The sequence below is a fragment of the Paenibacillus swuensis genome (genome assembly GCF_001644605.1).
GTDB lineage: Bacteria > Bacillota > Bacilli > Paenibacillales > DY6 > Paenibacillus_N > Paenibacillus_N swuensis.
Window position 1 is genome coordinate 2,003,903 of record NZ_CP011388.1, and the last position, 26,761, is coordinate 2,030,663.

At 51.9% G+C, this 26,761-nt stretch carries 25 protein-coding genes and 1 riboswitch; of the genes, 3 read left to right on the plus strand and 22 right to left on the minus strand.

The genetic code is table 11. The features are described 5' to 3' along the window. The first annotated feature begins 21 nt into the window (after positions 1–21). The gene (locus SY83_RS08770; RefSeq protein ID WP_157279933.1) at positions 22–1,329 is read left to right on the plus strand and encodes a multi antimicrobial extrusion protein MatE; all 1,308 of its coding nucleotides are present in this window, start codon (positions 22–24) and stop codon (positions 1,327–1,329) included. A 10-nt stretch (positions 1,330–1,339) separates the two neighbouring features. Further along, complete coding sequence (locus tag SY83_RS23635) at positions 1,340–1,468, plus strand: hypothetical protein (protein WP_269453474.1); 129 nt, start codon at positions 1,340–1,342, stop codon at positions 1,466–1,468. Between the two features lie 149 nt (positions 1,469–1,617). Here the strand turns inward: SY83_RS23635 and SY83_RS08775 are convergent, their stop codons facing one another. The 13 genes from SY83_RS08775 to SY83_RS08835 form a co-directional block, all read right to left on the minus strand. Continuing rightward, positions 1,618–2,529, minus strand: coding sequence for a transposase (locus SY83_RS08775; protein ID WP_068605901.1), 912 nt, complete (start codon positions 2,527–2,529; stop codon positions 1,618–1,620). Positions 2,530–2,936: 407 nt separating this feature from the next. After that, on the minus strand, positions 2,937–3,908 hold the full coding sequence (gene cbiB, locus SY83_RS08780) for an adenosylcobinamide-phosphate synthase CbiB (RefSeq protein ID WP_068605902.1): 972 nt from the start codon (positions 3,906–3,908) through the stop codon (positions 2,937–2,939). Positions 3,909–3,914: 6 nt separating this feature from the next. After that, a complete protein-coding gene (locus SY83_RS08785) occupies positions 3,915–4,631 on the minus strand; it encodes an adenosylcobinamide amidohydrolase (protein ID WP_068611000.1) in 717 nt (238 codons plus the stop codon). Between the two features lie 91 nt (positions 4,632–4,722). Continuing rightward, positions 4,723–5,463, minus strand: a complete 741-nt coding sequence (cobS, locus tag SY83_RS08790) for an adenosylcobinamide-GDP ribazoletransferase (protein WP_068605903.1) — start codon at positions 5,461–5,463, stop codon at positions 4,723–4,725. Then, positions 5,460–6,065 (minus strand): bifunctional adenosylcobinamide kinase/adenosylcobinamide-phosphate guanylyltransferase, encoded by a 606-nt coding sequence (locus tag SY83_RS08795; RefSeq protein ID WP_068605904.1) that lies wholly within the window; start codon positions 6,063–6,065, stop codon positions 5,460–5,462. The genes cobS and SY83_RS08795 overlap by 4 nt, the downstream gene beginning before the upstream one ends. After that, positions 6,062–7,216 (minus strand): threonine-phosphate decarboxylase CobD, encoded by a 1,155-nt coding sequence (cobD, locus tag SY83_RS08800; RefSeq protein ID WP_068605905.1) that lies wholly within the window; start codon positions 7,214–7,216, stop codon positions 6,062–6,064. The genes SY83_RS08795 and cobD overlap by 4 nt, the downstream gene beginning before the upstream one ends. 29 nt (positions 7,217–7,245) lie before the next feature. Continuing rightward, positions 7,246–8,955: a cobyric acid synthase gene (locus SY83_RS08805; RefSeq protein WP_082882410.1), complete on the minus strand. Its 1,710-nt coding sequence runs from the start codon at positions 8,953–8,955 to the stop codon at positions 7,246–7,248. Beyond that, complete coding sequence (gene cobT / locus SY83_RS08810) at positions 8,956–10,005, minus strand: nicotinate-nucleotide--dimethylbenzimidazole phosphoribosyltransferase (RefSeq protein WP_068605906.1); 1,050 nt, start codon at positions 10,003–10,005, stop codon at positions 8,956–8,958. Positions 10,006–10,135: 130 nt separating this feature from the next. Beyond that, the gene (locus SY83_RS08815) at positions 10,136–10,927 is read right to left on the minus strand and encodes an ABC transporter ATP-binding protein (RefSeq protein WP_068605907.1); all 792 of its coding nucleotides are present in this window, start codon (positions 10,925–10,927) and stop codon (positions 10,136–10,138) included. Between the two features lie 3 nt (positions 10,928–10,930). Further along, positions 10,931–11,956: a FecCD family ABC transporter permease gene (locus SY83_RS08820; RefSeq protein ID WP_068605908.1), complete on the minus strand. Its 1,026-nt coding sequence runs from the start codon at positions 11,954–11,956 to the stop codon at positions 10,931–10,933. Continuing rightward, the gene (locus SY83_RS08825; protein ID WP_068605909.1) at positions 11,956–12,972 is read right to left on the minus strand and encodes an ABC transporter substrate-binding protein; all 1,017 of its coding nucleotides are present in this window, start codon (positions 12,970–12,972) and stop codon (positions 11,956–11,958) included. Before SY83_RS08825 ends, SY83_RS08820 begins: the two co-directional genes overlap by 1 nt. A gap of 179 nt (positions 12,973–13,151) precedes the next feature. Next, positions 13,152–13,353: riboswitch (cobalamin riboswitch) on the minus strand. Between the two features lie 102 nt (positions 13,354–13,455). Continuing rightward, positions 13,456–13,686 (minus strand): hypothetical protein, encoded by a 231-nt coding sequence (locus SY83_RS08830; RefSeq protein WP_068605910.1) that lies wholly within the window; start codon positions 13,684–13,686, stop codon positions 13,456–13,458. Positions 13,687–13,765: 79 nt separating this feature from the next. Further along, positions 13,766–16,459, minus strand: a complete 2,694-nt coding sequence (locus SY83_RS08835; RefSeq protein ID WP_068605911.1) for an alpha-L-rhamnosidase — start codon at positions 16,457–16,459, stop codon at positions 13,766–13,768. 119 nt (positions 16,460–16,578) lie between these two features. Between SY83_RS08835 and SY83_RS08840 the strand changes: the two genes are divergently transcribed. Next, entirely contained in the window at positions 16,579–17,028 is a 450-nt protein-coding gene (locus SY83_RS08840; protein WP_068605912.1) for a hypothetical protein, read from the plus strand. Between the two features lie 28 nt (positions 17,029–17,056). Here the strand turns inward: SY83_RS08840 and SY83_RS08845 are convergent, their stop codons facing one another. The 9 genes from SY83_RS08845 to SY83_RS08885 are packed head-to-tail and all read right to left on the minus strand — an operon-like array spanning position 17,057 to position 26,747. Further along, complete coding sequence (locus SY83_RS08845) at positions 17,057–17,629, minus strand: flavodoxin family protein (protein WP_331709997.1); 573 nt, start codon at positions 17,627–17,629, stop codon at positions 17,057–17,059. A gap of 19 nt (positions 17,630–17,648) precedes the next feature. Next, positions 17,649–18,905: an ATP-grasp domain-containing protein gene (locus tag SY83_RS08850; protein WP_157279825.1), complete on the minus strand. Its 1,257-nt coding sequence runs from the start codon at positions 18,903–18,905 to the stop codon at positions 17,649–17,651. Between the two features lie 12 nt (positions 18,906–18,917). Continuing rightward, positions 18,918–20,132: an MFS transporter gene (locus tag SY83_RS08855; protein WP_068605915.1), complete on the minus strand. Its 1,215-nt coding sequence runs from the start codon at positions 20,130–20,132 to the stop codon at positions 18,918–18,920. Then, positions 20,122–21,066, minus strand: coding sequence for a transketolase family protein (locus tag SY83_RS08860; RefSeq protein ID WP_231891403.1), 945 nt, complete (start codon positions 21,064–21,066; stop codon positions 20,122–20,124). The genes SY83_RS08855 and SY83_RS08860 overlap by 11 nt, the downstream gene beginning before the upstream one ends. Further along, on the minus strand, positions 21,063–21,869 hold the full coding sequence (locus tag SY83_RS08865; protein WP_231891404.1) for a 1-deoxy-D-xylulose-5-phosphate synthase N-terminal domain-containing protein: 807 nt from the start codon (positions 21,867–21,869) through the stop codon (positions 21,063–21,065). Before SY83_RS08865 ends, SY83_RS08860 begins: the two co-directional genes overlap by 4 nt. Positions 21,870–21,872: 3 nt before the next feature. After that, the gene (locus SY83_RS08870; protein WP_068605916.1) at positions 21,873–23,720 is read right to left on the minus strand and encodes a M20/M25/M40 family metallo-hydrolase; all 1,848 of its coding nucleotides are present in this window, start codon (positions 23,718–23,720) and stop codon (positions 21,873–21,875) included. Next, the gene (argC, locus tag SY83_RS08875; protein ID WP_068605917.1) at positions 23,720–24,769 is read right to left on the minus strand and encodes an N-acetyl-gamma-glutamyl-phosphate reductase; all 1,050 of its coding nucleotides are present in this window, start codon (positions 24,767–24,769) and stop codon (positions 23,720–23,722) included. The genes SY83_RS08870 and argC overlap by 1 nt, the downstream gene beginning before the upstream one ends. Then, on the minus strand, positions 24,766–26,088 hold the full coding sequence (locus SY83_RS08880) for a DegT/DnrJ/EryC1/StrS aminotransferase family protein (RefSeq protein WP_068605918.1): 1,323 nt from the start codon (positions 26,086–26,088) through the stop codon (positions 24,766–24,768). Before SY83_RS08880 ends, argC begins: the two co-directional genes overlap by 4 nt. Next, entirely contained in the window at positions 26,085–26,747 is a 663-nt protein-coding gene (locus SY83_RS08885) for a degT/DnrJ/EryC1/StrS aminotransferase (RefSeq protein ID WP_068605919.1), read from the minus strand. Before SY83_RS08885 ends, SY83_RS08880 begins: the two co-directional genes overlap by 4 nt. Positions 26,748–26,761 lie beyond the last annotated feature (14 nt).

A 26,761-nucleotide genomic window follows, 5' to 3' on the forward strand; every position in this document is an offset into this window, starting at 1 on the left:
TTAGGATGAAGCCCTGTGAATATCGACCAACCCCAGCTTAAACTGCGACAGTTATTTGCCTTTTTTATCCCTTTAGGTTTGTCTGCAAGCCTGGTGACAATTTCCCATGTCATCATTAACAGCACACTGGCCCGTTCGGCTCAAGCAGAGACCGTCATTGCCAGCTATGCCATAGCGCTCAGCCTGTTGGGTATTACCGAGCGGCCGGCTATCCTGTTGCGGCAATCTTGCTCGGCTCTCGTACGTGACCGGATTTCGTTCCGTGCGATGTCGGCCGTGGCTTATTATGTGTTTGGGGCTATTTTCCTCATCGGATTGCTAGTTTCGTTTACTCCCTTGGGTGAATGGATTTTCCTTTATTTGTTCGGTGTGGAATCGTCCTTGCTAGCTCCCACCGTACATGTGTATCAAATTCTGATGTTTGTTAGCATATTCTCAGCCATACGTTGTCTCTATCACGGCATTATTATCTTCAATTATAGAACCAAATGGCTTACGATCGGGATGGTCATTCGCCTAGTCGTGATGTACCTTATTTCCCTGTATTACATCAACACAGATCGTATTGATAGCGGTAATGTGGGAGCTATTATATTTCTGGCAGGAATGATAGTTGAGGCCATAGTAAGTGTGTTTGAAGGGCGCAGATTGCTGAAAACAATGCCGGAGAAGAAAGCAGACCATCCCGTCTCTTCTTCCAAACATGTCATGCGCTTTTATAAACCATTGCTGTATTCATCGGGGATTGCCGTGTTTTTGGGACCAGCGGTTAATGCCATGTTGGGTAAGACGGTAGACGTCGAATTGTCCATCGCGTCCTTTGCGATTGCGGCCAGTTTAATCCAGCTGGTGTCGAGCTTCTTCACCTATATGCATCAGATGGTGTTGAATTTCTATCCGCGTGATGAGCGTGTTGTGAATCGTTTTGCGTTGTTGTTGGGATTCGTTCCGGCAGTTCTCATGGCTGTGCTATGTTATACGCCGCTTGGGGAATGGTTCATGCTGCATGTGATGGGCGTCAAAGGCCGATTGCTTGAAGAGAGTTTAGATGCTTTGGAAGTGTTTATCCTGTTAGCGCTGATTCTGCCTTGGCTGGATTTCTTGAACGGCATCATTATGTTGCGGGGACAAACCAAAGTGATGGTGTGGTCGCAAGGCGCAAACCTCTTGGTTGCGGCGGTGGTGTTGGTTACATGTGTGGCTTTGGTTCCCGCGTGGGGTGGCCAGATTGGTGCTTTAGCAACCTCCTTGGGATGTGTTGGCGAGATGGGTGTTGTATACTATGTGGTTCGTAAAACCTCTCTTGTTTCTTTAGAGGCGGAGGAGTAATGGCGGATAGGTGAGTTATTTTCTAGAGGCCGGCCGGGCCGGCGGGCGTTCATTATATGTCCAGAACCCCAAAAACCCCGTTATCCCATTGACTCAGCAATGGAGAATGACAATGATGATGACGATTGCGGTTCGATAACGATTATGGTTCAATAACAATTCAATGAAGATCTGAGTGCATTTTATGACGATAACAAGACAATTCGGGAAATGTAAACACAGCTAATTACATATGACGTAGAAAACTAATCATTAAAAAGGCTAGTTGAAAAAACATAAAGTTTCACGTTACGCTGCATTGACGAACTGGTAGGAATGCGGGGGCGTCGATATTAACTGTTTGTATGTGATCGTAGTGGTGGTTGCGAGCAATTTAAACAACTTTACGACTCCTTTGTTAGGCCGTACGGAATTAAGGACACGAAATGAAAGCTCGTCCAAATAGGCCTGGAGGTGCTTAGGGCTTACGCCAAAGTATCTGTCGTTGATGCTGTCGGTGACCATTTGGCATATAAGCAGTAACGTTTCGGAGGCACGAAAATCATTCGTATATTTATACACATTGGGAAATTTAACGTTGGAATGCACATGTTGAATAAGAAAATCTCCCCAATCTGTATCATATGGATCTCTATGTGCTCTGAAAGAGGATATGTGGACATGCTTCAACTTAAAATAGGTCACTTCACCAAATAAATTTAAGGATGCTCCAGCAATGAACGGTTCTTGATTGTGTTGTTGCTGAGACGCGTCTAGCCCGTAGTTCTGATGATTGTAATGGGAGTAAGTTACTTCAACCAATCCATTCAAAAGTTGCTTGGCGTCTGCGCAAGAGATCGAGTAACGAATTTTGTGGAAGATGAGCCAGGCCGTTTTGTAAGTGACAGAGAGGACTTTAGCTAATTGGAGAGCATTAGTGGATGATGAAGGATCTGCAAGAAGAAAAAGAGCATAGAACCACTTATGTAAAGCAGTTCGGCTGCCTTCCATAATTGTTCCTTTAATAAGAGAAGTTTGATGTCTACAGGTATAACACTGATACAGAGGCAACCGGCGGGTGTTGATAATTGTTGCACCGTTATGCCCGCATCGTGAACATACGAACCCGTTACGCCACCTGATCGAAGTCAGTACATCCACGCAAGCCGCTTCATCACAGTACTTCTTACGAAATTGATCGAATGTAACCTCGTCCGCCAAAATCTAACCCCCTCAGAACAGCTCCCGTTAACTTCAAATTAATTATACCAAACAAGTGTTCTTATTTCAATAAAATTAGTAAAATTATTCAAAAATAATATATATATTATATCAGTGGATTATTAATTTATTGGAAATTTTAAGTTGTAGTAGGACCCGCGCTGAGACAATGGGATAACCCCCTTTTTGACCAAAAAAAGAGTAATTGGATCCGTGCAGAGACAATGGGATAACCCCTTTTTGACCGAAAAAAGAGTAACTGGATCCGTGCTGAGACAATGGGATAACCCCCTTTTTGACCAAAAAAAGAGTAATTGGATCCGTGCTGAGACAATGGGATAACCCCTTTTTGGGCAAAAAAAGACCATCGCACCGCGCGACGGATTTTTTAACATTATATTCCATTATCACGCGACCCATAACAATAGCGCAGTAAACACCACAAACAACGCCGACGACCCATACATCAACTTTACCGTGGAGCGAATATGGCCAGGTTGCAGCGATTGCAAGGCATCACCCATCCGGGCGCGGTCCGAAGGAACGCCCTTGTAATAGTTCAGACCGCCAAGCTGCACTCCCAACGCGCCCGCGACGGCGGACTCGGGGAAGCCGCTGTTCGGACTCGGATGGCGGCGCGCATCCCGGCCGACCGTGCGCAGCATGCGCCCAACCGGCAGCCTCATCAAGAAGGCTGCCCCCGCCAATGCCAGCACGGTCAACCGGGCCGGCAACCAGTTCGCGACATCGTCGAGCCGAGCTGAAGCATACCCGAGATGAAGGTAACGCTCGTTCTTATAACCGACCATCGAGTCCAGTGTGTTCACGGCGCGGTAAGCCATCGCAAGCGGCGCGCCGCCGATCGCCGCATAGAACAGCGGCGAAATGATTCCGTCGACGATATTTTCGGCGACGGTCTCCACCGCGCCGCGCGTAATCTCGGCCTCATCCAGGTCGGCGGTATCCCGCCCGACCACCATGCCGAGTGCCCGCCGCGAGGCAATCAAGTCCCCGCGTGCAAGGCAGCGGAAGATGTCCATCCCGGCTTGGGCGAGCCCTTTGGCGGCAACGGTGGTGGCGATCAGCCACACCTCAGCCCCCAAAGCCGCCCAGGGATGGATCATCGCGAGCAGCCGCAGCAGCGCCCAAGTGAGCGCGAAGGAGCCGCCGACGAGCGCGATCGGCAACAGGAAGCCCGCGCGCTTCAGGCCGCGGGCTGACTCTACGCGCCGGCGAATCGCCCGCTCGAGCGCTGAAATGGTTCGCCCCATCCCCACAACAGGATGGGGCACCTTGCGGGGATCGCCGACAATCAGGTCCGTAATGTAGGCGGCAACCAGGATTAGCGGAGGCAGAAAAATGGAGGATAGTATCATCATTGGCGGTTAATCCTCCTTTTGCGTGCGGACCGCTTCGTGCACAGTAGCATATACCAGACGCCCCACCGCATTACCCCATGTGGTTGCAACACCCGCGTACTGATGAGTCAATTCTGAAGGACCCGTCTGGGTGACCGCAACGGCTATAGCATCCGTTGTGGTGCCGGTCGCTTGCAGCCCGTTCTCACGGTCTAGGATGTTCAGCTCTTGCAATGCCGCCGTCTTGGCTTCTGTAGCCGTAATAACCGCGTTAATCATAGCCGCATCCGACAATCGCCCCTCCAGCAAAATAAACGTATTAATCGTTCCCGCCCGGTAAGCCGGGAAGGTTGTTCGCGCCACCCCGGCTCTTGCGCCATTGGATGTTCCTGCCGTACTGCACACGAGCAGCTTATATCCATCCCCCTCTTCTTCAGCAAAAGAGGCATGCGTAAGATGCGCCGCGGTCTGTAAACCCACACAACGTTCTGAAGGATACCCCCAGAACACGAGCTGGCGCCGCATCATGGCTTCCGGATCCGAACAATCATAGCTAAGCGGTACTTTCCAATTGATGAGGTGATCAGCCGTACGCCGACCTCCGCCAAAAGGCGCGCTGCTCACGACATCCATCGTGAAAGGCGCCTTAAACAGCATATGATCTCCCTCTTCCGCCAGCCGGCATTGCCAGTGGGGAAAGAGAAGGGATTTGTATTCTTTTGAACCGCGGAAAGGTTGTGTCATCTCTTTATTCTCCAATTCGTATTCCAATTCGTATCCACTTCGTATCCCACTTCGTATACCAATCCGTTATTTCAATCTAATCCGCCAATGTTCAAAATCGGGTCAAAATCACACATCCCATTAAAGCAGCAATTTCAGCCCATTCAATCAACGCACCATAGCCGTCCCCTGTAAATCCGCCCAGAATACGAACCATTTTGCGACTAAACAACCAGCATGATGCTCCGACGGCCAGCACCCACAGTGCGCCGTACCATCCAAAGATCATCACCGAAGCGGCAGATATCCACATTCCATGCACCCCTAATACAAAAGGAGTTAGATGTGTTTGCAGTCCTGTGCCAAGACCTGATGCTGAAATATACGGGTACTTTCTCATCGCCGCCACCATCATAAATCGCGCTAGTGCTGGTATGAGCAGAAGGGTGAGTAGGGGAGCTTTTGAAATCAGAATCGTGTATACCGCTGCCGTCTTTAACAACAACAGAACGATCGCGGCCAAAACCCCCATCGCGCCGACGCGGCTGTCTTTCATAATCTCCAGCATGCGTTCCCTGCTCCGGTTACTTCCCAGGCCATCCGCCAAATCCATCCAACCGTCCAGATGCAGACCACCCGTGATATAGATCCACAACCCCACCATACATACCGCTGCCAAAGGGGCTCCGAAAAGGTGCTCTAATGGCTCTGAAGCCACTACGATCAGCAATCCGATCATCAGACCGATCAAAGGATAAAATCTCGGACTTCGCTCCCAATCCCCCGGACGGTTGGTGAAAGCGGGCACGGGAATTCGAGTCATGAACGCCAACGCATGCCAAAACGCGCTCATCCTTTCAGCCTCAAGGGAAGGCCGCTAATCACAGCAAATACTTCATCCGCCTCAGCCGCAAGCTGTTGGTTCGCATCCCCGATGACATCTTGAAACCACCGCCCCAGCGGATTCATAGCCACACCGCCCCAGCCCACTTCATCCGTCACTATGAAAACTGCGGCCTCAGTCGATAGTTTTGTTCGCATCGCATGCAACCATTGCTGTATCTCATCTTTTACGTGCATTGTCACTTCGTCGGAACGACATTGCTCCTCCGAAACCGCCATAAGTTGATTGCCCACCCACGCCGAAAGGGAATCGACAAGAATGACAGGATAACCTTCATAGTTAGCAACGCCTTCAGTAAGCTTGTCCGGCGTTTCCAACAGCCCCCATTCGGAGGGGCGGCGATTTCGATGCGCTTCGATTCTGGTCCGCATCTCGTCATCATAAATGTGACCGGTTGCGACGTAGAGGACAGAGCCGTTAGTGATTGGGGATGAAGATTGGGAGGTCGGCAAGATAGTGGAGGCCCCGGCAAGGCTAAGTTGATGGGCCATCTCCTCAGCATAACGGCTCTTCCCTGAACGGACACCGCCGCTAATCATAATCAATTTCATAAGCTGCTTCCTTTCCGCTCCTGCGCAAAGGCTCTTAAAGCCGTCAGCAGCCTGTCATTATCTGCGGGTCCCCGCACCGCGATGCGGAAGTCATGCGGCGTGAGCCCTTCATACATCGCGCAGTTCCGGATCATGATGCCCCGCAATCCCATGGCGCTTTGGAGTTCAGCCGCTGTCCACGGTTCCGGCAGCCGCACTAGCAGGAAATTAGCGGCGCTTGGCCATACGGTCCAGCCTAAATCTGGAGCCTGAAGGGCCTTAACTAATCGCTTACGCTCTCTATGGACCAATGCCCTGGTGGATTGCTCGAATTCGGCCAAGGATGGGTCCAGACAACCTTCACCCGCCAGTAAAGCCAGCGCATTTACGCTCCAAGTCACTTGTTTACCTCGCATGCGTTCCGCCACGGAACGGTGTGCAATTGCATAGCCAAGGCGAAGGCCCGGTATGCCATAAAATTTGGTCATGGAATGGATGATGATTAATCGTGTGTATTTTGACAGCTCAGAGAGTAAGGTAACCCGCTCTTCCGGGGGGATAAAATCGACGAAAGCCTCATCCAACACCAAATACGAACCGACCGCTTCGGCGCGGTCAGCTAATGCTCTCAGCTCCTCCAACGGATACGTGCTGCCTGTCGGGTTGTTGGGATGTCCGAGGAATACCAGATCCGCTTGCTCAAGTAAGGCTAACAGTTCGTCCAACGTAGGGCGGAAATCGCGTTCGGCTTTACCGGTTACCGTGATGACCCGGGAACCGAATTGCTCCGCGAGCGAAGCGTATTCAGAGAAGCAAGGGGCCGCGATGCCCACTGCCCGAACATCCAGCCCCAACAAGGCAAGCGCCATGCATTCGGCGGCACCGTTGCCAACGACTAGTTCTTCTGGGTCGACGCCTAATCTGGCAGCTAATTTTCGCCGAAAGTTACGATGCGCAGGGTCGGGGTAATGTAAAATTTCCGGCAAGCCGTTCACTAACGCTTCGAGTACTTGTACAGGAGTGCCTAGCGGATTAATGTTAGCGCTGAAATCCAACATTTGATTGGGTTTATATCCGAATAGAGCTGCCGCGGTATCCCGGTCCCCTCCGTGTCCGTACGTTTCCAGATTCCCTTGTGTATTCGTGCTCACGATTCCTGTATTCCTGCTCATTACACAACCCCGTTCCCTTAACAAAACTGCTATTTTATATCTATTTCCTTTTGACCAATCTCTATCTTATGGCTAATATCTATCTCGTGGCTAAAACCTATAATGTCATATACGTAATCCATGTTCAGATGCTGCTCCACATGGTCTGCCAGCCGGTCAAATTCAGAGGCCCGCAGTTCACCAAAACGCAGGGGAACGCCTTCATAGGTTGTCCATCCTTTGCTTGTACGAATGGCGTTTAACCAGCTGCGACGAAGCTCATCGTTGTGCAGAATACCGTGCAGATAAGTTCCCCATAAACGTCCGTCCGGAGAACGCACACCGTCAAAGGTTCCATCCTCTAGACGGATAAACGGCATTTGGCCTTCTCCCAGCTTCGTCACACCCATGTGAATCTCATAGCCTTCCACCGGTATAGCACCGGGGCGCAATTGCTTGCGTTGAATATCTTGATGAGCTTGATGGGCTTGATGGGCTTGATCTTGCTCTTCCCGCTCATTCCAACCCGTGGCTGAGCCTTGTACGCGGAGTGTCTTTTTGACTGTAGCAAAAACTGTTTCTGCCGAGATTAAGCCCAGCCCCTCTGCCTGTTGCAGTCCCGGTACTGAGTCCACCCCATGGGGGTCAAGCAGGGTTTCGCCGAGCATCTGATAACCGCCGCAAATCCCTCCGAGCCAGCCGCCTCCCTCCACATACGTCGTAATCTTGCGATCCAACCCGGTGGTCCGGAGGAAGGCGAGGTCGCTGATGGTGTTTTTGCTGCCGGGGAGTAGGACCGCATCCGGTTTGCCGAATTGCTCAGCCTGTTCCACGTAACGAACGGTCACATCGGTTTCCGCAAGCAACGGGTCCGCATCCGTGAAGTTGGATAACCGCGGCAAGCGGATCACGGCAATGTCGAGCCTTGCGGAAGTCGCGCCCTCTTCACTGTGATTGGCAGCGAATTTCGAGGAACGCAGGGATAATGAATCTTCATCCTCCAACGACAAGTTTGGCAAAAAAGGAATAACGCCCACGACCGGCTTCCCCGTTCTGGCCTCCAGCCAATCCAAACCGGGCTGCAACAGCGCCACATCGCCGCGAAATTTGTTGATGATGAAGCCATTGACCCGCTCCCGCTCATGGGGCTCCAGGATGTCCAGGGTACCCACGATGGACGCGAACACCCCGCCCCGATCGATATCCGCCACAAGCAACACCGGCGCATCCGCCCAACCGGCCAGCCGCATGTTGACGATGTCGTTATCCTTCAGGTTCACTTCCGCCGGGCTGCCCGCACCTTCAATCAGGACCAAATCATGCGCTACCCGCAAACGTTCCAGCGCTTCTCTCACAATCGGTTCGGCTTGTTTTAAGTAGTCCCTGCGGTAAGCCTGCGCATCCATGACGGCTAGCGGCTTGCCGTGGACGACAACTTGTGAAGCCATATCGGAAGCAGGTTTAAGCAAAATCGGATTCATATCCGTAGTCGCCTGAATCCCGCAAGCATCCGCCTGCATTCCCTGCGCTCGTCCGATTTCCTTTCCGTCCAAGGTGACGTAGGAGTTGAGGGACATGTTCTGCGATTTGAAAGGCGCAACGGCTAAGCCGGTTCTGGCGAAAATACGGCACAGTGCGGCGGTGAGCAGGCTTTTGCCCACATCGGAGGCCGTACCTTGAATCATGAGCGTCGGCGCTTCCCGCGGAGGCTCGGTCCGTTGTAATAGTTTTGTTGCGCGTTGAACCTTGGAATCTTGCATCTATTTATTGGAGACGCCCGCGCTTTCGAACGTCGCCATCTCCTTCAGTATCCTTTGCGAAGCTTCAATCAGATGGAACGTCAATACCGCTCCCGTTCCTTCGCCCAGCCGCATATCCATATGGAGCACCGGGTTCAATCCGGTCGCTTCCATCAGGCGGGCATGGCCTTGCTCCATGGACAGGTGCGAGCCGACCATGTACCCCAAGGCTAGCGGAGCCAGCCGAACCGCCACCAACGCCGCCGCGGACGAGATGAATCCGTCCACGACGACCAGGCAGCGATGCGCCGCCGCGCCGAGGATCACCCCGACAAGCCCGGCGATTTCCAATCCGCCGAGCTTCGCCAGCACGTCCATCGTGTCGGAAGCATCCGGCGCGTTGACGTCCACCGCGCGGCGCACGACGTCCACCTTGTGGCGCCGCCGCGCTTCATCGATCCCGGTCCCCGCGCCTACGGCCAGGTCCGGATCGAGCCCGGTCAACGCGACCATCATCGCGGCACTCGGCGTCGTATTGCCGATGCCCATCTCCCCGGTCGCGAAGACCCGCACCCCTTGGGCGGCTTGCTCCGCCACAAGGTCAAAGCCCGCGCGCACGGCCGCCTCGGCCTCCGCGCGCGTCATGGCCGGGCCGCGGGCGATGTTGCCCGTGCCGCGGCGGATCTTGCGCTGCTCGAGCCCCGGGTGCTCGAGCTCCGCGTTCACGCCGATGTCCACGCATATGACATCGGCCCCGGCTTGGCGGGCGAGGACGTTGACCGCCGCGCCGCCGGTGAGGAAGTTGAGCACCATCTGCGGCGTGACTTCCGCCGGGAAGGCGCTGACGCCTTCCTCACAAACCCCGTGATCGCCCGCCATCACGATGACGGCTTTGCGGGACAAATCCGGCGTCACCTCGCCTGTAATTCCGGCGGCTTGCTTCGCCAAATCCTCCAACTTGCCCAAGCTGCCCGGGGGCTTCGTCAGGGAGTCCAGCCTGCGCTGCGCACCCTCCATAGCCTCGGCGTCCAACGGCTGAATGCGTTCCACCATTTGTTCAATCGTCAACATTAACAGTTCCCCTTCCATAATTGTTCGATATCAAAGACAAACTTGTATCCACATTTACGCCTTCTATTAGATCTATCCATACGCGTGCAAGGTTGGCGGCAAGTGACGGCTGTCATTTCATAGAAGATAATTATCCCGAAATCCGTCCCGAACGCAGCAACACCTGCGGCAACCCGCTCTCCGGGTGCGGCACGATAATGGGCTTGGTTCCGTAAATTCGCTCAATCCATTCCTCCGCAAGCACCTCGGAAGGTGTTCCGGTCACCGCCACTTTACCCTCGTGAAGAACCGTAAGTTCATCGCAATATTGCGCAGCCAGGTTTAAATCATGCAGAACGGCGATGACCGTCATGCCGCACTCCTTTTGCCAAGTTCGAACATAATCCATCATCTGGATCTGATATCCGATATCCAAAAAAGTCGTAGGCTCATCCAGCAGCAACAGCGCAGGCTCTTGCACCATCGTCTTGCCCAACGCTACCCGTTGGCGTTCGCCGCCGCTCAGCAGGGATACCTCTTGCTCCGAGTACCGCGTAAGTCCGAGTCGCTCCATCACTTCGTCGATGAGCTTGTCCGATGGCTCGGCTTCCGTGCCCAGCCAGCTTTGGTATGGATAACGTCCCATCTCAATGGTCTCCCTAACCGTGAACCCTACAGGCGGCAAGCCGTCTTGTTGCAGAACGGCCATCCGCCGGGCAAGCTCCTTGCGGGAATAGCTGCCGATGTCCTTACCGGCCATCCTCACAGTTCCCCGGTCCGGCTTCTCCACGCCCGAGAGGAGCTTCAGCAACGTGGATTTCCCGCTTCCGTTCGGCCCGATAATGCCGTAGAACGATCCCTCCGGCACGGTCAAAGTCACGTCATGAAGCACGAGACGCCCTGTTTTCCCGTACCTTTTGTCCACATCAACGGCTTCAATCATCCTTTATCCCCTTCCCGTTTTTCGTTTACGCAATAAATAAGCAAAGAAAGGGGCGCCGATGAAAGCGGTAATGACGCCGAGCGGAATCTCTTTCGGGGAAAGCACCAGTCTCGCCAGCGTGTCAGACCACAGAACATAAATCGCTCCGACCAACGCGGATACCGGTATAAGAATGCGGTAATCCGGCCCCAGCACCAACCGTACCAGGTGAGGGACAACCAGGCCGACAAAACCCACCACACCCGCTACCGAAACCGCAGCCGCCGTAAGCAGCGTGGATACGATGAGTACGATCATCTTCGTTCTTTGTACGTGAACGCCCATATGAGCGGCCTGACGTTCCCCTAAAGCAAACAAGTTTAGATCCCTGCTGTATCGGATCAGGACACAGAGCCCGACAATCACATAGGGGAGCAGCATGAACGAGTAGTCCCAGCCCCTTTTGGACAAACTGCCCATCATCCAGTACACAATCTCATTTACAACGTTATTAGACAAAGATACCATAAAGGACACCGTCGAACCGAGAAAAGCCTGTACGACCACACCCGACAAAAGCAGCGTTTCGAGCTCCATCCGGCCGTCATGGTAAGCGAGCCTCAGAACGCCAAACAAGGTAAGCATTCCCGTTATAAACGCGACAAGCGGGATGGTCCATTCGCCAATCCACCCTTGCAGGCCGAACAGGATGAGAAATGCCGCACCGACGGAAGCACCGGTAGCGACACCTAACGTGTAAGGATCCGCTAACGGATTGCGCAGCACTCCCTGAAACCCAGCACCCGCCAGCGCTAGTGATGCACCGACCAGTACTGCCAGCACAACACGGGACAATCTCACCTCTTTAATGATCGTGTATTCCGCTTCATACCCCGTTGTGGAATGACGGATGCCTGGGATCATATCCAGCAAAATATACCATACGCGAACAAACGGCACATGAGCAGCACCCAACGACAGACTGACCATAACGGATAAAAGGAGGAGCACCAGTGCCCCTCCCGCTGCCAAACCCAGCTTGCTCCGCATTACTTCACCCGTTCCGGATGAATCGCTTTCGCCATATCCAGAAGAACTTTCGTCAGGCGAGGTCCGACCCGGCTGATCATGTTATTGTCGAGCGGAAACAACTGCTCGTTCTTAACCGCGTTAATTTCCTTAAAACCCGGACGTTTCATAATCTCATCATAAATGCTGTTCTTCAGCACAGTTTCATCTTTAGCGTACAAAATCAAATCCGGATTCGCCGTAATAATCTCTTCCGGATCAATTTCAAACCATCCCGTCTTGGCTTTGGCTACATTGTCGCCGCCCGCAAGCGTCAACAGTTCGTTCATGTACTCACCGCTGCCCACGGTCCAGCCCGGAGAGAATTCCATATATACTTTCTTTAAGGGTGCACCCTGAACGGCGTCCACCACTTGTTGTTTCTCTGCTCTCATTGTATCGGCCAATGTCTTGGATTTCCCTTGGGTATCCAGAATCTGCCCGAATGTTTCCACCTTGGCGATCACTTCGTCCACCGTCTTCGGATCGGATGCGAACACCTTGATGTTCAGATCGCGAAGCTGCTCAATGACTTCGGACTGCATACTGCTGTGGGCAAATACCACATCCGGCTTCGCCGCCAGCACCGCTTCCATGTTCGTGTTCATGTCGCCGAGCTTCGGCTTGGATTTCGCTTCCTCCGGATAGTCGCTGTATTCGTCCACGCCGACGACACGGTCGCCGCCGCCTACCGCGTATACCATCTCGGTTTCGCTTGGCGCGATGGTGGCGATTTTCTGAGGAGCCGCTTCAAACGTAACATCCGTTCCCGTGCTGTCCTTCAGCGTTAACGGATAAGTCGTCTTTCCTGATGCCGCCGAGTCGTTTCCGTGCTCAGCATTTGACTTTGGCGCATTGCCGTCTTGCTCCACTTTATTGCTGGTGTTCGCGGCATTGCCCGCATCTTCGTTACTCGCACCGCAACCCGCCAATACTAAAGCAAGCACCAAGGTCCATAGTACGATTGCCAGCTTCTTACTTGTTAACCATCTGTTCATTGCGTTTCTCTCCTTCTGATCCCCGGTTTCTATGGTAGGAAAGGAGCTTGTCCGCTTGAATGACCGATAAACGAAAAACCCCCGATCCGCTTAGGACAGGGGGACAGCAAACAAGGATACGTCAAATCCCGATACAGGATCTGATCCAGGTGCGCCGATTCCTTTTCCGCGAAGGATTTCGTCTGCTATACCGAGAGGCAGGTCTCCTGACTTAAGGGTTGCTGATGCGCCTCGCCTTCCCGTTTATGATCAAATAAACAGTGGCATTGTGAGGACATCCCCTAATTACAGTGGCGGGACCGTGCCGGAATTACACCGGCTTCCCTTTTAACCCCGAACATGAATGACACGATGCGGGGCACCTAACGGTTAAGAAGGTTATTCAATTCTATCAAGCTACCAATCTTCCAAAATTATAGTGGAGAACCCTGCCGTTTGCAACAACTTTCGGCATTTCCCGGGAAATTCAACCGATAAATGACACTATTCCCGGAGCGCATTCCGCAGCTTCGTTTCATGATCCGCGTAGCTCGCCGCTTTCTGGGTAGCCATGATACGCCAGCGCTGCGCATCCTGCTTTAAGCGAAGAATCTCTTGCTCCGAGGATGGAATCCATTTCGCTAATTCTTCGTGCTGGTATCCGGCATCCTTGAATAGCTGCAGGAGAACCTCCTGCATCCGCGCCGCTTGCTCTTGTCTTGTTTCTTTCTTCATCGTTAACCCCCGCGCGTTTCGTTAATACAGCCAACATCATACCACGGGGAGGGCATGACGGAAAACACCGATTTCTCGCCTAACTTTTCACAGTCTCCATGCTCTCCATGGACTCCGACAGAGGATACTCGAAACGATATGCTCCCGAACCTGCCTCCAAATGAACTTCTCCGCCCATCTGCCCGACTTGGGTAATGCCTTCACAGGCGTTTAATTTCTCTCCGCCCTCCTGCACACGGTCCTGTAGAGCGCCCGGAAGCACGATTAAGGCTGTCGTATTGGGCGGGACTGTCACATTCACAGTCATGCTCTTACCGTCTTGCCCTATGCGCCACTCGGAACAAATCTGTCCATGCATAGACTCCAAAGTGGCCTTCGAGTAAGTCAGACCTTCTCCCGGCTGAGGCCGGATATGAATTCGCTTATAGCCGGGCTGCTCCTCATCTGTCTTGATGCCCGCGACAACGCCGTATAACCATTCGCCTATGGAACCGTAAGCGTAGTGGTTATACGAGTTCATGTCGTCGCTCCAGAACGAACCGTCCTCCTTGATGCCGTCCCAGTGCTCCCAGATGGTGGTGGCTCCCTTGGTAACGGAATATAACCAGGACGGATAGGAGGTTTGCAGGGCCAGCTTCATCGCCGTAGTATGATACCCGTTGGCGGACAGTGCCGGACACAGATAAGGCGTACCGACAAACCCGGTCGTCAGATGAAACTTATTGTCCTCGATCATGCGATTCAACGTTTGCGCTGTCCGCTCCCGTGCCGGACCTTTAACGAGATCGAACATTAGGGCAAGCACATGCGCCGTCTGTGTCGGTGCCGCTAATCGGTGGCTGGGGGTAAGGAATTCATTCGTAAACTTTTGAACAATATTATCGTATAATTCGCCGAAATGAGCTTCATCCTCTTTTTGCCCCAGAATAGCAGCCGTTTTCCTGACCAGATTCGTTGAATACGCGTAGAAAGCCGTGGCAATCAGATCCGTAGGTGTCGCGCCGATATAGCTGTTTTCCTTCGCATCGAGACCCAGCCAATCCCCGAAATGAAATCCCGTATTCCAAAGGAATTCCTGCTCGCCCTGTCCCCGGATATAACCAATCCATGCCTTCATGCTGTCATACTGTTCTTCGAGCACGCGCACATCGCCGTAGGATTCGTAAATCACCCAAGGACAGATGACCGCCGCATCGCCCCACGCCGCCGAGGAGTGACCGCTGATGACGTTGGGAACCACATAAGGCACACCGCCGTCATCGTGTTGATCCGCCTTCAAATCCCTTAGCCACTTCGTAAAGAAACTCGCCACATCCATGTTGAAAGCCGCCGTACGCACAAACACCTGCGCGTCTCCCGTCCAGCCCAAACGTTCATCCCGCTGCGGACAATCGGTCGGCACATCCAGAAAGTTTCCTCGCTGCCCCCACACAATATTGCTCTGCAGCTGGTTGATGAGCGGGTCCGAGCACTCAAATGTACCTGTGGGTTCCATATCGGTGTACACCACTTTGCCTGTAAACTTCGCCAAATCAACAGTTCCCGGGTATCCTTCCACCTTCACATAACGGAAACCTTGAAACGTAAACCGGGGTTCGAATTGTTCCTGAGCGCCCCCTTTGCACATATAAGTATTGGTCTGCTTGGCGGCCCTTAAGTTGCCTGTGTAGAAGTTGCCTTCCGCATCCAACACCTCCGCATGAGTCAGGGTAATCGTAGTCCCGGGGTTTCCTGTAACGTTGAAGGCGATCCATCCGACCATATTTTGCCCAAAGTCAATGACCGTTTCTCCCTTAGGTGTCGTAATCAGCTCCACGGGCCTAATCTCGTGGACAACACGGGTAGGCTGATTTTCCTGGGCAACAAGTTGATCCTTAGGTTGCTCGAGCACTTCCGTGGACACCCAATCCTTATCGTCATAGTCATACCGATAGTCGTTGTCTTTCTCCAGCCGCGCGTCGTACGTTTCCCCGTGATAAATTTCGGAATACAGCACCGCGCCGGTGGAAGCTTTCCAAGTGGAATCTGTTCCGAATACCCGGGTCTCCCCATCTTCATAGGTCACATGCAGCTGCAATAAAGCCGCTCTCCGGTCGCCGTAAATGTTGGATTTTTTCTCCCATGCCAAATGTCCTTTATACCATCCGTTTGCCAAAGCGATGCCGATAACGTTTCCGCCTGCAAGCAACATCGATGTTACATCATAAGTCTGATATTGCAATCGAGCAGCATAGGAAGTCCATCCCGGCGTCAACCGATCCTGACTGACCCGTGTCCCGTTTAATTGAAGCTCGTACACGCCCAAAGCGGTAGCATAAATACGGGCTCTGCGAATCGGTTTATCCGTCGTAAACGTGTTGCGAAGGAGAAAAGCCGCTTCCGTTTGGGGGTCCATGGCGCTTTCCGAAGGTGTAATCCAGGAAGCCGTCCACTCGGAGTGATGCATGAACGCGGTTTCCCAGTAAGCGGTTTCACTCCATGCCGACACATTCCCTTGCCGATCCCATGCGCGGATACGGACATAGTACCGGGTGCATGAGCTCAACGCTTCACCATCATAAGGCACATGGATGCTGCGGTCGGATACCATTCGGCCCGTGTCCCACACAGTTGACTGAAATAAGGGATCTTCCGCTGACACTTGAATATGGAAGGCCTCCTGCAGTACCCCTCGTTGTTGAGCGCCGAGTTGCCAGCTGATTCGGGGCACAGGATTGTCCAGGCCCACCGGAGTTTCTTTGTATTCGATCCTGATTTTGTTTACGGATAACATGCGCGTTCCTCCTCGAATGAAAGCTATGATTTAACCCCATTGTAATATAGAAACCAGGAACATATTGTGGGCAAATCAGACTTTTATAGGGGGTAAAAGGGACTACTCAACATTTACCAATGACCAAGATTGTTCCAATCGAATATAATCAGCAGGTTCAATACATAACGTTGGGGCGGATAATAAAGATGATTCATTTAGGTTCCAAAAAATACTATATTCTGTACGGTTTCTTCCTAGCGGCAACCGTCTTTTCTTTCTTTGTCATACATAGAGGTTATAGTGATGATCATCCATTTGCTTTATTTGCTATTTATTTTTTAATTTCACTTGTTATCCTAGGACTTATTCTAATCGTCGTCGTTCTCTATGGGTTACGCAAATTAACGCTGGCGCAATTACGAAGCAGAATGATTCTTTTCTTGGCTGTTTATATGGTTTCTACCCTTCTTCATTTCGTATTTTATCGGGAGTGGAGTTTTACTTCTGCTTTAGGCGTATCTTTCTTAGTTGCCTTCATAACCCCCGCACTCTGGAACATCATGGAAAACGACAAAGAAGAGGGCTAAGTTTTACCCGCCCTCTTCGTGTCTCTGCCTAATTCAATGCTTCGCGCCATTTAACCCTTATTTCCTCCACGGAAGCCAATGCGAATTTATCTTCAAGGATGTCGCCAGGCCGATTCGCTTTGCCTAGAATATATCCTTCAAAACTTGTGCCCGTATACTCAAAGATATATTGGAATTGCTGGATGAGCGGAATTCCTTTCAGCTGGGGTTCGTCGTCGCCGATGCCGATCACCCAAGCCGATTTGCCCCGCAGTTTCGCGAGAAATTCGTCCTTGTTTTCCCTCAGTGACTGGGACCAACGGTCAATGAATGTTTTCGTAAGCCCGGACGCCCCGTACCAGTAAATCGGTGTTGCGAACACAAGTCTATCCTGCGCTAACACCCGTTCAATAACGGAACGGTAATCGTCATCGGGATAAGGTTCTTTCTCGGAATGCCGGTAGTCTTTAATGGGCTCAATATGATGCTCAGTCAGATGAATATGATCAACCTCAAACCCTTCCACCAGCCGCTTAGCTAATTGCTCCGAATTCCCGTTTCTTCTTGAGCTTCCGTAAATAACAGCTATACCCATGGTTAATGCCAACTCCTCGTTCTCCAAAATTCACCTATGATCACCGCTAAACGATCCCCGCCTCTTGATTCCGATAGGCGATGCTCAAGCTTTCGAGAAGCGAGAGCGCCAGTCGCTTGGCTTCTTGCGGCGTTTCGCTTGCGACGATGAAGTAAGCAAGCCGATCATCCGAGCTTTTTGCTTTCGTAATGGTATCGCCGGGTGCAACGGCAACGTGCGCGCGAACGACATTTGGATGTTGCTGCACATGATCGAAACCTCTGATATGTTCAAATACGCCGTCGCGTTCCGCCGTTACGTAAGCAATCGATGCCGCCCGGTTATGCTCCGTATTTAAGGAGACAGGTTGATCCAAATAGTAATTCACTGTCGCCTCGAAAATATCAATGCCAAATGCCAACACCAGCAGATCCGACGAAATGTTGTCTCCGCCCGGTCTTCCGTTCACTTCAATAATGCGGGGGCCTGACGGGGAAAGCTTCACTTCAACGTGACTCGGTCCGTCCGTTAAACCAATCGCTTGGAGCGCGTGAACAGCCGTTCGTATAATGTCTTCCTGTCGGTCGGTATGGGACGGGGTCGGCAGCGTATGGAGGGTCTCCACAAAGAACGGCAAAGGCGTCGTCCGTTTCTCTGTAACTGCCGCAAAGATCGCCTCTCCTTTTTGCAAAAATAACTCCACACTGAACTCCGGTCCTTCCAAGTATTGTTCGATCAAATACTCTTCCCGGACTTTGAAGTCCATATACGTAACTTTGAAATCGACAATAATGTCCATCGCGTTCTGCAGCTCCGCTTCATCATGGATGAAATAAACGTTTTGGCTGCTGGCGCAATTCGTAGGTTTCAACACAACGGGATATCTGATTTCTCTCGCCGCGGCGGCCGCTTCATCGAAATTTCTGACTTTCCGAAAATCAGCGCTGGGCACGCCGTGCTCCGCATAAGCCTGCCTTGCCAAATCCTTGTTCCGCGCTTTCAGCGCCGCTTCGTAAGGTACACCTCGCAGGCCAAGCCGCTCCGCGACTTTCGCCGTTAAGTGGGAAGCATAATCCGTTGCTGGAATAAGCGCATCCAGCTTTCCCGAATACGGAGAGTCGGTGATCGCTTGATAAAGAGATTGTTCGTCCCGTATGTCGGCTACGATGAGATCATGATATATGCCCTCATATCCGTATTTCTTAGGATTATCTTTGGACGACACAATTGCAATGACTGTATGCCCTTGCTGATAAGCTGCTCTTGCGAAACTGACACCGTAAAAGCTAGGCTCGACAAAGGCAATCGTTTTAATTGTTGACATCATACTCACTCCTTAAGCCTCTATTCTTTGGTTCTGCGGCGATTTGCTGTTCAGGACGTAATAAGCAATCAATCCGATTAACATCAAAGCACTCATGCAAATAAATCCAAGGCCGGGCGAGTAACGGTCGATGACTACGCCAAGCCCGGTGGCGAAGACCGTCTGCAGCAGCAAGGAAATGCCCATCCAAACCGAAGTTGCCCGCCCCATGTAAGACTTCGAGACCGATTCCATTAATGTGGTCGTCATTAGAATTCGAAGCGAGGAGTTTGTTAAGCCTATCAATACGCAGCCGATATAGAGCAGAAATACGGTCGTATTAAAGGCAATCGCCGCAAGGTTCAGCACAGAGACGAGGAAAATAATCAGAATCGTCCCGTGCTGTGAAAGCTTTCTCGCAAGCGGAGCCGCCAGGAAGCCGGATAACAGACCACCGATGCCATAACACATATCCGACAATCCGAATACAATCGAATCCCCCTTAACCGCAGTGCTCACATAACCCGGTAACACGACGTTGAACACCATCGTCGTCACAAGCGGAATGATCGATACGATGCCGAGAACAAATAATGAAGGGCGCTCTGCCAAGTAGTGAAAGCCGTCTCTGAACGACTTGACGTACGATTCTCCGGCGTTATCGTTTGGCATTGCCGTATATTCAATCCGGCGAAGAAACAGGCTGCTCACGATGAAAGCCGCGGTATTCAATAACAGGATCGCTTCGAAGCCGATAAATTTGTACAGGATGCCAGATAGTCCTCCTGCCGTGAACATACCCACTTGCAAGCTGATCTCAATTAAGGAATTGCCATGGATTAGGTCCTTCTCAGGCAGAAGTTCTTGTACTAGGCTTCGTGAAGCGGTCATATAAAGCGCCCATCCCATTCCGTTGACCGCAGCAAACGCGTATAAGTACTCCAAGTGGAAACCTGTGACCAGGAATGCTAACGCGATTAACAGCAAGGCTATAGCTCTAACGACGTTGGCCCATAATAGAATAGATTTCCTGTTCCACCTGTCTACGAACGTTCCGGCAAACGCGGATACAAGAAATCCGGAAATAACATTAAGCGAGAGCATAAGTCCAACAGACGTTATGGATCCCGTCCGATCCATCAGATACCAGTTGGCGCCGATCGTACTCATGCCTACGCCAAAACCGGATACGATATCCGCGATGAAGTAATTTCGAAATCTTCTTGTCTTCAGCACGTTAAATACCATCCGTACCTCCTAATATGGTCTGGATTTGTCGGCGCAGCGGCTCCAACCCAAAACCTAGATCGGCAAGCACCTCCGTATGCGAGCCCCCATAGGTAGGCCACTGATCTCCGCAGCTATGCGAATAAACCTGATGCTTCGGCATAAGTAAAGCCAGATAAGATGCCGTTCCGCCTGTCGCGCGATGCTCTTCAACGACGAGGAACCGGTTGGATAATGCCTTTAGCGGTTCCACGTAGGTTTGCAAAATCTGACTATCGACATAACAGGCGTGGGCGTGCGTAATCGATTCGTATTCCTTGGCCAACTCCTTGCACAGTTCGGTTGCTTGTTCCCCTACGGATATCAAGCAAAGCTGTGAGAGGCTTTTCGTTAACTTGCCGTCTTCAATTAGAAGTTCTCTACAGGATGAATCCGAAGACCGGTATAAACTATCGAATTTATCATTGCGTGACAATCGAATATAGTATGGTTCCGCGGAAGCGGCCGCTTCCCGTATCACCCTCCGTGTTTCCTCTTCCCCATGCGGGCATGCGATTCGGATATTCTGGAAGGACTGCATGACCGCAATGTCCTCCAACGCATGATGAGTCGTACCGAACCATCCGCCCGACACTCCGCCATAGGCGGCGACGACCTTCACGTTCTTCCCCATGTACCCCATCGATAATTTCACGCTCTCCGATGCCCGCAAAGCGGCGAAAGCGGCAAATGTCGAGATGAACGGCACATACCCCGCTTCGGCGAGACCCGCCGCGATGTCCACGCCTGCAAGCTCCGCAATGCCGAGATTCAGGAATCGTTCCGGATGACGTTTCTGGAACGGGTGGTTCTTACCGCCTAAATCGGTTTCCAGACAAATGATTCGTCCTTCGGTTTCCGCAAGGTTGGCGAGTTCGTCCTTATAAGCATCTCTTCCTGACAACAACACGGTCACGTTAAACTCACCTTCCATCTCTTAGCCAAATTTGCCGGGATTTTGGCGTAGTGCGAATCCGGATGGCCCTCTAATGCGGCTACCCCTTTTCCTTTAATGGTTCGGGCTAGAATGGCGAGCGGTTTATCGCGATCGGGCGCAATCGCTTCGAAGATGTCTTCGTGCCGATGCCCATCGATTTCCTTAACGGCGAACCCGAATGCCTTGAACCGCTCCTTCACATTGCGGATCGGCGAAATATCTTCGATCATGCCGTCGTTCTGACCGCCATTACAATCGATGATATAGACGAAATTGGAGAGCGACTGGGCTTGAGCGATTTGGGCTGTTTCCCAGCAAAGCCCTTCCTGCAGCTCCCCGTCTCCCCCAATCACTATGCCAAGTCCCCCGGTTCCTTTCAACTTCTGCGCTAAAGCCCAACCGGCCGCGTAGGCAACGCCATGCCCCAAACTGCCTGTAGCAAATGGGATGCCGGGAAGCTTATGGTTCGGATGCCCCGTGTAGAGCGAACCTTGCTTCCCGTAGCTTTCCGCGGGATTGGATGACAGTCTTCCATAAACATATAACGAAGCATATAATGCCGCTGCCGCATGTCCCTTGCTTAAGATAACGGAACTATTGGGGTCATGACCGTACTTGGCCAAAGCGACGACCAATAGATCAATGACGGATAAACTGCCCCCGATATGACAGCCGGTTGGGGTTGCCGCCATGTCAATGATCAATTTCCTTGCTTCTTTTGCTTTGTCCGCTATTTCAGAAATGGGCATCTCCCATTCGCTGTACACAGGTATATTTTGCACCACTCATACCTCCGTCCGTAACCGGAACCATTCGCTTACAGCTTCCTTTAGAATGGACCTCGCAGTTTCAACTTCCTTGTAGCTCAAATATTCGTCATTCGTATGATCCAAACTGGAATCGCCCGGTCCGTAAGCCACCATCGGAACGGAAGTCCAAGACGACGCCAGTGTGTTCATGTCGCTCGTTCCACGTTTTTTAAGATAGCGAATCGATTTTCCATGCTTGGCGAAGCTTCGGATGAAAGCTTTCACCAGCGCGTCAGAACGCGGGTTGGCAAAGCCGGGTGTTGCGCGAAGCACATCCACTGTAACTCCTTCACCCACGGACAAATCAACTTTATCCTTATAGCCTTTGCCCGCTTCCGGTGAAATTCTGAAGTTTAAGATAGCGTTGACTTCAATATAACCACGCTCGTTGCGATGCTCGATATCAATCAAGGAAGACAAGCATTGAGGATCGATATCCCGGACTCGCGTGCGGATATCTGACGCAACTTCATACAGCTCGTCGATGGCGCTTATGCTGTCCTTCGCCGCCGTATGCTCCTGCGCTCGCCTAATGGAAATCCGCAGCTTGAACAGCCCGTAATAACCCAAGGTCAAGCTATCTTCACCGCTGGGTTCACCAATAATAACGGCGTCTGCTTGATAATGGTCCCGGATGTAGTGGGCGCCTTTGGAAGACGACACCTCTTCTTCCACAGCGCCGACAACAAGCAGCGAGCCGTTCTCCGGCACATCCACTTCCTGCAGCATATGAATAAAGTTTACGAAACAGCCTTTGGCGTCCACGACACCTCTTCCGGTAAGGCCCTCCCCTTCGGATCGAACAGGCCATACATGGGGAACCGTGTCGAGGTGGCCAAGCAGCATCAGTGTGTGGGAACCGTTACCCTTGCGGAATACAACGTTACCCGCTGAATCGATATGTCCTGTTATGGAGGGCCCTTGGATCTCCTCCAGCAGAAAACGGGCAAGCTCATGTTCGTCTTCGGAAACCGATGGAATTCGGGCGACTTTATTCAGCAGATCGAAGTTGGCAGGCTCGCGCTCCGCTTGCCAAAACCATGTTCTTCCTCCGGTTTCAACCGAGTGCGGTCCCGATATGTTCACGTCGCAGATGCCTCTGCTCACCGCCAATCGCGCCGCTCTAACCTTCTGCTTCATGCGTCCTTGGACGGAAGCCAGTTCTTCATTCCCATACACATCTGGAATGGTCGAACCCGCATCTCCAATATCCCGGAGCAAGCCCGCTGTCCCGGTTATGAAGCGCAAATGATGCGCTTCGAGTTCGACAGCAAGTTCGGCAGCAAGCACGTCAGCATCGATGTTAATGTACGCTTCCAACTCGGAATCCCATATGGGAGGAGTTATACATACGACATCGAAGGCTAGTAAAGCGGACTGCAGAAAGGAAGCTTGGCTGCCCGTATATTGGCCGAACATGGAATCCCTCACGATGACAGTTTTCTGATCGCGGATCGCCTTGATCGGTTTCGCCTTTTGACCGAGTACAAGTCCGTTATCACCGCCAACCTGTCCAAATACACTCAGTCCTTGTTCTTTCAAATGCTTTCGGATCGGCGCCAGGATGTACTCGTGGTACGCTTCTCGAATATAAGGCATCTCCTCCGGGGAGCAATACCTAGCTTCGTCTCCGGTAGGAAGCGTCAGGAACGGCATCGGCCGCGAGATGGACTCATACTTCCGGCGTATCGCTTCCGCTCCGCCCGCGACAAGCAGTAATTGGTTTCCTCTTCTTACGATTCGGCCGATCTCCTCGAATATCTCAGGATGATTCACGATTGTACTGCTTCCGAGCTTTATGACGTATAGACTGCCGCTGCTCATTAAGGCCACGCTCCTTCGCCCTCTTGAGGCAAACCTTCTTCCTCTGAAAAACCAAAATATAGATTTGCCGCTTGAACGGCTTGCCCTGCCGCTCCTTTAAGCAAGTTATCAATCGTCGCCAAGGAAACGCAATTTCTACCTTCCACATACGCTCCGATTTCCGCAAAATTTGTACCGTTGACAGTCTTAATCATGGGGGTTCCGTTGCCTGCAGGGATATAATGTAGAAAAGGCTTGGAGGCGTATGTACTGTAGAAGGCTTTTCTCACATCAACGGCGGTGACGCCTTCTTTGAGTAAAGAATAGGATGTCGCCATAATGCCCCGCGGTATATCGAGACTGTAGACCGAAAATTGAAGCTCTACTGACCGATCCAAGTGATAGGACAGTGCATGTTCAATTTCCGGCTTATGACGGTGGCCGTGCACTTTATAAGCGCGAAAGTTATTCGAACGTTCGGCATGATGCTCGGAAGTCGACTTTCCGCCGCCGCTGGAGCCGGTTTTCGCATCCGTAATGACACGCCCCTCGATGAGGTCATGCGCCACAAGCGGAAACAAGGTGTACAACGTCGCTACCGCCATACATCCCGGCAGATTCACCACCTTCTTCGTCCGGTCGATTTCGCTGAATTCAGGGACAAAATAATGCCAGCCCCCTTCGAAATCATGCTTTAACGTCTCCGGATAATGCTGCTTCAAGAGCGCAGTGTCGGTAATTCGGTAATCTCCGCTTACATTAAAAATAAATTCAGCATGTCCGGCGACCTTACTAATGATTTGGGGTAATTTCCCGGTAGGCAGACACGAGAATACCGCGTCGTAACCCCCCTCCAACTCAGCTGCGCGGCTGAACTTCAGCGAACCGATCTTCTTCTTATGGACAGAACCGGCGTAGTACTTGTCGACGGGAAGACCCGCATTCGATTCAGATGAAATAAACGCCACATCAAAACCGGGATGCTTACGAAGCAGCCTGTATAACTCGGCGCCAGTGAACCCGCTGCCGCCAAGAATGGCTACTCTCTTCCTTCCATCCGCACTACTCATCCTAACCGCGCATCTCTTTCATATACGACTTTCAGGTCGCCGCTGCGCTCCACGAGTTCGCGAATCTTGTGCGGGTTCGCATCGATCTTCTTGAAAGCCAGCGCATAAGCTTGGATCCGTTCATATTCAATTGGAGACCGCAGCTCCCGGCAGATCGTGAGCGTGCTGCGCAGCATCTTCAGTGTCTCGGGAAAGTGGTTCAGATCGTATCCGAAATCTTGGCGTTCCGATAAAGAGAACGGGTATCCGTTGCCAAAGCCCCTCTTGTTCTTGAACGGGAGATGGCCGGGAATCGGCACATTCTGCCATTCCCTTGCGAATACACCTTCGGCATGGATGAGCTGCTCTACCGCGTGTTTGACCCGGTAATCCTCCAGGTCTCCAAGTCCGAGTTGTTCCGGAGAAAGCTTGATGCGATACATATTGTAACTGTGGTTATAGTCTTCGGGTACAAACGGGCCGCTGAACAGTTTCGTCTCCGCAAGAGCACTTGTTAAGTACGCAGCATTCCTCGCGCGTATCGCATCATAATAAGGCAGCCTTTCAAGCTGGCTGATGCCAAACGCCGCGGCAATCCAGGACATACGGTAATCGATGCCCGATGATTCCAAGAATGCCAGTGCACGCTGGTGATCTTCCTTTTCTCTGAAGAACGCAATACCGCCTTCGCCGCCTACAGGAAAGTTTTTGTCAGCCATTAAGCTTTGTCCCGCGGCGTCTCCGATGGATCCTGCCAGTTTGCCGTTAATCGAAGCGGAATGGGCATGGGAGGCATCTTCAATAAGTCGAAGGGAATGTTTATCCGTTACTCGGCGCAAAGCCGGTAAATCGGCCGGCAAGCCGTGCACGTGAACGGGCATGATTGCTTTTGTTTTACGGGTAATGGCTTGCTCGGCTTTTGCAGGATCCAGACAATAGGTAACGGGATCGATATCCACAAATATCGGAATGGCTTTGGCGGCAACAACCGCTTGAGCTGTAGCAATGAACGTGAAGGCGGGCACGATGACCTCATCGCCGGGCTGAATTCCTGCCCCGACTAAAGCAAGGTGCAGGCTCGATGTGCCGCTTGACGTTGCAATCGCATAATTGGCGCCCACGTAGGTGCGGTAAGCTTCCTGGAATTCCTCTACGACGCTTTCGCCGTCTTGCTGGATGGAAACGAACATCTGAATGACGTCTTCTTTGGTTATAATGGGGAAATTGGTTTTTCGGACGTCCTCGGGGATGATGGACGGGCCTCCGTCAACAGCAAGCTGAGATTGGATCCATTGTTCTTCAGGAAGTTGTAGAGGTTTGCGAATGAAATCGGTTTTCATGAGGATTTCTTCCTCCTTAGCAGGGAAATCTTGACGCAGGCCGCTACAAGCGGACTTAACCTGTAATTGAATTGGATGGCCGGCTGCAACTCGGGCGCGCTCTCCTCCTGCGTCCACATGGTCTGCAGGTCGTAGGCTCCGAAAATCTTCAGCCGCTCCGCTTTCTTCCAGATCTGTTCGTCATTCGCCGCGATCGCGGCGACTGGGCCAAAGCCCAGCCCGGTGAAATCCAATACGAATACAGGTGACAGATCTGCGGAAGCCCGCACCGTCTGATCCAAAAGGTGGAGGTTGTTTCCGTCCACCGAAATTAGAGTATACGCCTGTTCCGCAAGAGGATCCGAAACAAGATTGACACCGAGCCATTTCGTAAACTTTCTCTCTTGCTCGCTTGCTTGATCGAGTCGCGCGGTAGAACCGTAATCGAAATCTTGTCCCCACAGCGCTCCGTGAACCGCTCCCGTAAAACTGTTAAATAAGGAAACATATTTGGTATTCGTAAGTTTGGCTATGACCTTCTCAAGCCCTTTCAATTCATGGTCGTTTTTTTCGATGCTCATAATAACGCCCGAATTTAACACTCTCGATAAGACGAAGGATGTTGAGAAATAATGTTCTTTCTCAATCGCCGCCTCGGGTTTCAGTAATGTTTCCGCCATTCATCATTTCCTCC